The organism is Romboutsia sp. 13368, assembly GCF_018336475.1.
Lineage (GTDB): Bacteria > Bacillota > Clostridia > Peptostreptococcales > Peptostreptococcaceae > Romboutsia.
The window spans coordinates 1,858,259-1,864,571 of sequence record NZ_CP048741.1 but is presented as its reverse complement, the minus strand read 5'-3'; the positions used below and the strand labels follow the sequence as shown (position 1 = coordinate 1,864,571).

Below are 6,313 nucleotides of genomic sequence, written 5' to 3'. Positions count from 1 at the left end.
TAAAATTATATAATGAGATAGTATTATTTAATAAAAGTGAACTAAGTAATAAAAAAACATATATAAAAAGTATTGAAAAAAATATATATTTAGAAAAAAAAGATCAAAAAAATTATAAAGATGAAGTTTTAGAAATTAGTAAAAAAATTAGCAAATCAATAGAAGAATCTGACATACCAATATTTATTTTAGATATTAATAAAGAATTTATAAATAGTAATGAATCATTTAGACAATTAATAAGTGAATATAAACATGAAGATAAATTTGACATATTAAAATATTTAGAATTTAAGTTCCCGAAATATAGCGACATAATGGATGAAATAAAAAAATCGATAACTGGCAGTAATATTAGTATAAATATTCAATCTTATGATAAAAAAATATATAGATTTGAATGTAAAGCAGATATTTTAGATGATAAGCATATTATTATCTGTATACTAAAAGATATAACTCAAACTACATTAATACAAAATAAGTTAAATGAAAGTGAGCAAATGTACAAAAAATTAATGGATGTTTTAAATGAAGGGGTTATAATACATGACAATAAAAATATTGAATATATAAATAATAAAGGACTAGATATATTAGGTTTAAATAGTGATAAAAAACAAATATCTATAGAAAGTATAAAAGATATTATAGTTAAAAAATTTAGAGAAAAATTTTTATCAAACATAGAATTAGTAATTAGTAAAAAAGAAAATAAAGTTACAAATAAAATAGAGTTATTAAATGGAAAGATAGTAGAATTAGTCACTACAAATATAAATATAAATAATGAGGATTTACTACTTAGTATAGTTATAGATGTAACAGAACTTGAAAATACAATAATGAATATAGAGCAAAGTGAGAAAACATATAAATTACTATTACAAACATTACCAGAAGGAATTATAATTATAAATCCTAAAAATAATAATCATATTTATAGAAATGAAGCTAGTATGAGACTTCTAAAGACTGTAGGTTTAGAAAAACTAAATGAATCAATAAGAAATTACTTAAGAGAAGAAGAATATGGGACATTTAAAAGATTTACTGTAGATAAGATAAATAATATTGATATATCTTTAGCTATTGTTAAAAGGGAAGAAGAAGATACACTTGTAGTAGTATTTAGAATTTTAGATTATGAATTTAAATCATTACAATTAGAAAAAGAATTAAATAATATAAATACAAAAAATAAGTTTAAAACAGAGTTTTTATATAATATAGCTTATGAAATTAAAAAACCAATAGATTTAATATTTAAAGCTAATAATAGTTTGATTAAAAGTGAAGAAGAATATAGATCTGATAATATTAATAATCATACTAGATTAGTTAAGCAAAATTGTTATAGACTTATAAAGCTTCTAAATAATATAGAACATGTAAGTAGAATTGATAATGGTACATGTAATATAAACTTAAGTAAATGTGATATAGTTAAATTGATTGAAAATATAGTAAAAATATCTACATCATATACTATTAAAAAAGGAATATACATAGAATTTAAATCTGAAATAAATAAAAAAATATTAGCTTTGGATATAGATAAAGTAGAAAAAATAATTTTAAATATATTATCAAATGCAATTAAGTTTACAAATTCAGGTGGAAAGATAACTGTAAGTATATACATGCTAAATGAACAAGTATGTATATCTATAAAGGATACAGGTATAGGAATACCAAAAGACAAGCTTGAGGTAATATTTGAAAATTTTGAACAAATAGATACAACATTATCTAGAGGCTGTGAAGGTACAGGAATGGGACTTTCTGTTGTACATAAATTAGCAAGTTTAAATAATATAAAAATAAATGTAGAGAGTGAATTAAACAAAGGAAGTGAATTTAAAATAATTTTACCTAATAATATATTAAGTAAAAATATTAAACTGCAAGATAAGTTTAGCCAAATTGAGAAGATAGAAATAGAATACTCTGATATATATCTTAATCTAACTTCTTAAAGGTGATTAATAAGGAGACTAATATGTATAAGTATATAAATATATTTAGTATATCAATTTTTCTTACTAGTATATACATATTATATGCAAATTGGATTACTAAAAAAAATAAAAAGAATACTATGTTATATATAAATATAGCAACTATAGTTATATATCAATTTATATTATTAAGCCGTAAATTTGATACTAGTTTATTAAATTATAATAGCCAGATACTTATAATTTTGCTTATATTAAGAATAAATTTATATAATTTTAAAAATCATAATTTAAAAATTGTAATGAATATGAATTATATATTAACATTATTTCCAATATTATCAGTATTTAACTATAGATTATTAGAGTTTGATAAATTACTTTTAGCATGTATCTTGATGACAACAGTATATATGTTTTCTATAAGTATATACAATTATAGCTTGAGTAACATATCAAAAATTGTAATAATTTTAGATTTAGCATATATAATGATAGGATTACTATTTGATAATAATTTATATGTTATGAATTTAGGAAGTATATTAAATTTTATATCAGCATTATTAATATTAGTAGAGATATATAAAATATATATACATGAATGTGAAATGAAAAATAAGAAAATTTTAAATAAGGTAAATTTATATGAAGAAGAAATAAAGAATGATGATGAAAAATTAAATATAAATAAAGATATAACAAATGCTATAAAAGAAAATTTAAATAAAAAGAAAAATCTTTTAAATGTAATTTTAGATCAAAGTAATAAATGTGTAATTCTAATAGACAATTTAGGTAATATAGTTAATGAAGATGAAAGCTTTTACAATATGTGGAAGGAGTATAAATTATCTAAAGGTAATTTAAGTTTATTGGAATTCTTAGATAATAGTGTGAAAAATAAAGATAAATTCTTGAAATATCTTAGCTTATTAAATAAAAATACAGATAAACTAAAAGGTGAATTTGAAGGCAAGGACGGTAGGTACTTTGATTGTACTTATTGTAAAATAATTGTAGATGATAATGAGCTAGGTTTTATTTGCTATGTAGATGATATAACATACAAGAAAAAAAGTGAAATGAAAATAAAAGAAAATCAAATTAAGTATAAAAAAATAGTAGACAATATACCATATTCTATATTGTTAACAGATGAAAATAATATTATTTATAACAATAGGAAAAGTCAGAATATAGATGTTAGAAATAAATCAATAAATAATATTATATTTAATTCTGAGAAAAATGGAGAATTTAACTATATATATGAAGATGGAAATGAAATTTGCTTGAATATAGATAGATCAAGTTTTAAAGATAATCACAATAAGAAAAATGTAATTGCCATTAGAGATATAACTAACTATAAAAAATTATTGAGAAAGCTAAAACTAAGTAAAGAAAAGTATGAATCTTTGGTTAATATAATACCAGAAGGAATATATATATCAAATTTTGATAATAATAGTATAACTTATGCAAATTCTAGATTTTTAGAATTGACAAACTCAAAAAACATTGAAGATATAAATTTAGATGATATAAGTGAAAGTATGATTTTAACATCGTCTAAAGAAAGTGGAAGCTTAAAATTCCAAAGAAAGATATTAAAGAACTCTAATAAGGATATTCATATAGAATGTGGAGGAACAATTATAGAAGTAAATAAAAAATTAAATGTAGTTGGTATAGTAAGAGATATAACTGAAGAAGTAAAAACTGAATTAATGGAAATAGAGATAGAAAAGCAAAAAAGAGAAAATAAAATAAAATCTGAATTTTTTATAAATATGTCTCATGAATTAAAGACACCGTTAAATGTAATATCATCAGCAAACCAATTAATATCAATCTTACATAAGGATGATATAAAATATAATCCAAATAGTAAACTTGCAAATTCTGTTGATACTATTAAGAAAAATTCTGATATATTAATGGAAATAATAAATAATATAATGGATTTATCTAAACTAGAATTAAATTTCTATGAGAGTAATAAAGATTATTATAATATAGTAACTTTAATTGAGGATATATCYTTAGGATTTAGTAATTATGTTAAAGATAATAATATAGAAATTCTCTTTGACACAGATGAAGAAGAAAGTATAGGATTAGTAGACCCTAAAGATATAGAAAAAATTATATTAACTTTATTAACTATGGTACTTAGATACTCAGATGAAAATAGCATAGTAGAAATATTACTTACTAATAAATATAATAAAAATATTATATGTATAAAAAATAGTAAAGGATATGACTATAATAAATATATAAATGACAAAGATAGAAGGATTTTAGATATTGCAGTTTCTTTAGCAAAAAATATAATAATTTTATATAATGGAAAAATAGATATAAAAACTGATTCAGATAAAAATATAGAAATTTGTGTAGAATTTAACTTAKATAGCGATATAAAGCATTATAAAAATAGAATAAAGGATGATAATGATGAATTTGTTTATCAAAAGTATTTAAATATGTGTAACTTTTAATATAATATAGTATATATATTTAAATAAATGGAAATAAAACAARGGAGAATAAAATGAAAATAAATTCAAGTACAACGATGATATGTCTTTTAGGTCATCCTATAAAACATAGTTTTTCACCAACTATACATAATTATTTATTTGAAAAGTATTTAAAAAATAGCATTTATGTATGCTTTGATGTAAAGGAAGAAGATTTGAGTGAGAGTGTACTAGGAATAAAAGCTTTAGGTATAAAGGGATGTAATGTAACTATACCTCATAAGGTGAATATAACTAAGTATTTAGATAGTATAGATGAAAATACTAAGTTAATAGGAGCAGTAAATACTATAAAAAATGAAGGAGGAGTATTAAAAGGATATAATACTGATGGACGTGGTTTTGTAAAATCTATTTTAGATAAAGGTTATAAAATCAAAGATAAGAAGATAATGATAATAGGTGCAGGAGGAGCATGTAGAAGTATAGCTATTGAATTAGCATCTATAGGTGCTGAATCTATAGAAATTAGAAATAGAAGTTTAGAAAAAGCAAATGAAATTGTAGAGTCTATAAAAAATAATTTTAAAACAATAGTGAGTTGTTCTAGAAATACTATAGAAAAAAGTTGTTTAGAAGATATAGATATTTTAATAAATACTACTCCACTAGGTATGGAAAATGATTTATGTCCAATAAATACAGAAATAGTAGTAAATAAAAAAATGTTAGTTTGTGATATAGTGTACAAGCCTAATGAAACAGTTTTTTTGAAATGGGCAAAAACAAATAACCTAGATGTTGTATATGGGATAGATATGCTTATAAATCAAGCTTTAGAGGCATTTTATATATGGACAGGAGTAAATACTTGTAGTGATGATTTTAAACACATAAAAAAACTTTATAAAGAAATTAATTAGTAAAGTTTTTATTAGGAGGAAATTTGAAAAATAGAAATTCTGGATTTACATCTATAGAGTGTGTGATTAGTTTATCTATATTATGTATTATAGTTTATATAGTTTCAGTATCTTTATATAATAATTATTATATTTTAAGTAATAATATATCAAAAACTGAAATGGACAATTTAGCTAAATCTATTTTGCATTATACTAAGGATGATATTCGAAAGAAAGGTATAATAACAGATTATATTGATACTGAAACTATAAATGGATACAAGGTTGAAAGAATAATAGAAAAAGATAAAAATTATTATAAATGCTATAAGGTTACAATAGAGATAAAGAAAAATGAAATAATAAGGAAACTTGAAAGTTATGTATTACAACAATAAAGGATCAGTATTAATATTTATACTAATTGTATTTTCTGTTGTGAGTACAATAACTATGATGTGTATAGGATTAAATTATAGCAATAGCAAAATTAGTATATTAAATTATCAAAATTTAGTTATAGAAGAGTCGTTATTAAGTTCAATTGAAATTGTGCATAGTAATATACTGAAAGAAGTATCTATAGCTATTGAAAATAGTGATACAGAAGATGAATTTAAAGAATATTTTCTGGGAAATGAATTCATAAATAATATAAAAAGCATATCAAGTAGCAAAATAGAAAATGTAACTATAAAAATACCAACCAATATAATTTGTGATTCCAATGGATTAATTACATTTAAAATAGAAAGTATATTTAAAAAAGAGAATTATTTAAAAAGATACAGTGCTAGTGTAAAAATAGATACAAATTTAGGTAATTATAAGGAAATTGAAGGCACAGTAATATCAGATAATAGTATAAATATTGAAAATGAAAATTATGAAAACATAAATGATAAAGATGGCTATGAACTTAATAATGTTGAAATTAATGAAAAAGCTACATCAA

At 20.8% G+C, this 6,313-nt stretch carries 4 protein-coding genes; all 4 read left to right on the top strand.

The genetic code is table 11. The annotated features are described in order from the left end of the window. Positions 1–1,979: PAS domain-containing sensor histidine kinase (locus G3997_RS07620; RefSeq protein WP_296645080.1), on the top strand; the 1,979-nt coding region annotated here is incomplete at its 5' end. A gap of 23 nt (positions 1,980–2,002) precedes the next feature. Then, positions 2,003–4,471 carry a PAS domain-containing sensor histidine kinase gene (locus G3997_RS07615; protein WP_296645078.1) on the top strand — a complete coding sequence of 823 codons (2,469 nt, stop codon included), beginning with the start codon at positions 2,003–2,005 and terminating at the stop codon, positions 4,469–4,471. Between the two features lie 53 nt (positions 4,472–4,524). Next, positions 4,525–5,376: a shikimate dehydrogenase gene (aroE, locus tag G3997_RS07610; RefSeq protein ID WP_296645075.1), complete on the top strand. Its 852-nt coding sequence runs from the start codon at positions 4,525–4,527 to the stop codon at positions 5,374–5,376. Positions 5,377–5,399: 23 nt separating this feature from the next. Beyond that, positions 5,400–5,756, top strand: a complete 357-nt coding sequence (locus tag G3997_RS07605) for a hypothetical protein (RefSeq protein WP_296645074.1) — start codon at positions 5,400–5,402, stop codon at positions 5,754–5,756. Positions 5,757–6,313: the final 557 nt, after the last annotated feature.

What these genes read in the sequence shown, in the direction of transcription:
- aroE (WP_296645075.1), top strand. Translation starts at nt 4,525, where the DNA reads ATGAAAATAAATTCAAGTACAACGATGATATGTCTTTTAGGTCATCCT.